Genomic DNA, 2,148 nt, shown 5'->3' with positions numbered 1-2,148 from the left:
AGTATGCACCCAAGAAAGGACATCTTCCAGTAGGATATCAAAAGGCTTAATATTGCACGATGATAACATTTAACTTTTATTGTTATGTTGAAAGTTGTGGAAAAAGCAGAAGAGATGTACCGTCTTGTCAGTGATTTTGAGTCAGGTGGTTATACCCGGCAAAGTTTTGCCGACCTTCATGGTGTGAGCGTGAGCAAACTGGATTATTGGCGCGTACGTTACCGTAATCAAAACACTGAACACTCTGGTTTTGTGGAGATCGGCCGTAAATCTGACCCAGTTTCTATTGAAATCGTTTATCCGACTGGTGTATCAATCCGGATCAATGCAGATCTGGATCCGGCGCGTTTACGGCAGCTGGTTACTTTATTGTAAAGGAAGATGTTTTCGTTAAACTCATCTGACCGCTATCTGCTTTATAAAGGTGATTGTGATATGCGCCGGGGCGCATATTCATTGAGCGGGCTGGTTCGTAATGAATTAAGGCGTAACCCTTTGAACGGCGATGTCTTCGTGTTTTTGAACCGTCGCCGCACCTGCATCAAGCTACTCAGGTGGGAGTCTGGTGGCTTTGTTCTCTTCAGCAAACATCTGGAAAAAGGCACTTACACAAGGCCGGCTGGCACTCGTTCCRATGCTGTTTTGTCATGGGCGGAACTGGTATTGATGATCGAGGGGATCGTCGTAAAAAAAAGTGTCCAAAAGCCTCGTTACCAGCTTTTTTCAAGCTAATTTTCTTGACAGGTCGCCGATTTTTGTGTATTTTTAAATTATGCAAAACGCCTTGGAAAGTCTATCAAAAGCCGAGTTGATCGCCCTGATTGGCCAAAAAGACATGCTTATCCAGCAGAAGAATGCTACTATCCAGCAAAAAGATGCTAGCATTCAGGAAAAGGAAACGCTGATAGCCAAGCTTCAGCGGATGCTGTTTGGCCAGAAGCGGGAGCGGTTTACGCAGTCACCCATACAACTCCCTCTGGACTTTGGTGAGCATCTCTCTGAGCAGGACATACAGCAGCTTCAGGAGCTAATCACTAAAAAAACAGAGGCCCACAAAGAAGCTCAGACGAAAGAAAGCCGTGTGCTGCATCCTGGCCGCAGTCCACTTCCAAGACACCTGTCTGTTGACGAGATTATTATTGAGCCCACAGAAGACACGGCCGGCATGGTACTAATAGGCCAGGAAATCTCCGACAGTCTGCAATACATGCCGTCTCGTTTTTATATCCAGCGCATTATTCGCCCTAAATATATCCGKWAATCTACCGGTAATACCGACAAGCCTGCTTGCTTTGCCATCGCGGAGTTGCCACAGGCAGGGTTTGGTAAATGTATGGCCGGGGCCGGGCTCATCGCCCAGATCCTGATTGATAAATTCTGGGACCACCTGCCATTATACCGCCAGCAGCAGCGCTTCAAACGGGAAGGCATTGATATAGCACCATCCACGATAGACCACTGGGTGAAACTGGGTGTGCAGCGGCTGGATCTATTGTACGAATATCATAAAGGCATGGTCTTAAGCAGCCCTTACCTTCAGGTCGATGAAACCGTAATCAAAGTGCTTGACCACCAAAATAAAAAGGGTAACCCGAGCGCCGGCCAAACGCATCAGGGATACTTTTGGGCCTATCACGATCCGTTGGGTAAAAACACCTTTTTTAAATACGAACCAACCAGGGCAGGCGCATATCCTACCGATATGCTCAAAGACTTTAAGGGATACCTGCAAACCGATGGTTATAGCGGATACAAGGCTATATCCCAAAAGGAAGATATTGTTCACCTAGCCTGTTGGGCCCATACCCGCCGTAAATTTGAGGAATCATTGACTGATGACAARGCATTGGCCGAAACTGCGGTGTTGCTTATCCAGGAACTATATGCCGTTGAACGTCTTGCACGCGATAAAAATCTGGATCCGGAGCAGACTAAAGAGCTTAGATTGGAAAAATCATTGCCCACCTACAATCTGCTAGGCAAATGGATCAGCAGCAACATGTATAAAGCCCTTCCTAAAAGTCCGATCGGTATTGCCTTCCGGTATACTATTGAAAGATGGGATGAGCTGGGGCACTACATGTATGATGGAAGGCTTCAGTTGGACAATAACTGGGTGGAGAATGCAATTAGAGCCATTGCTGTGGG

Annotated in this window: 3 protein-coding genes; all 3 read left to right on the top strand. The window is 46.7% G+C overall.

The window, feature by feature from the left end:
- Window positions 1-84: 84 nt before the first annotated feature.
- Complete coding sequence (gene tnpA, locus FDK13_RS35150) at window positions 85-375, top strand: IS66 family insertion sequence element accessory protein TnpA (RefSeq protein ID WP_137344674.1); 291 nt, start codon at window positions 85-87, stop codon at window positions 373-375.
- A gap of 6 nt (window positions 376-381) precedes the next feature.
- Window positions 382-732: an IS66 family insertion sequence element accessory protein TnpB gene (tnpB, locus tag FDK13_RS35145; RefSeq protein WP_137344673.1), complete on the top strand. Its 351-nt coding sequence runs from the start codon at window positions 382-384 to the stop codon at window positions 730-732.
- 40 nt (window positions 733-772) lie between these two features.
- The coding region (gene tnpC / locus FDK13_RS35140; protein WP_137344672.1) for an IS66 family transposase at window positions 773-2,148 on the top strand (1,376 nt) is incomplete at its 3' end.

Source organism: Dyadobacter frigoris (assembly GCF_005280585.1).
Lineage (GTDB): Bacteria > Bacteroidota > Bacteroidia > Cytophagales > Spirosomataceae > Dyadobacter > Dyadobacter frigoris.
Note: the sequence above shows the minus strand (reverse complement) of the source record. Positions and strands in the feature narration are given on the sequence as shown.

Coding starts and splice junctions, on each gene's coding strand:
- tnpA (WP_137344674.1), top strand. CDS start 85: ATGTTGAAAGTTGTGGAAAAAGCAGAAGAGATGTACCGTCTTGTCAGT.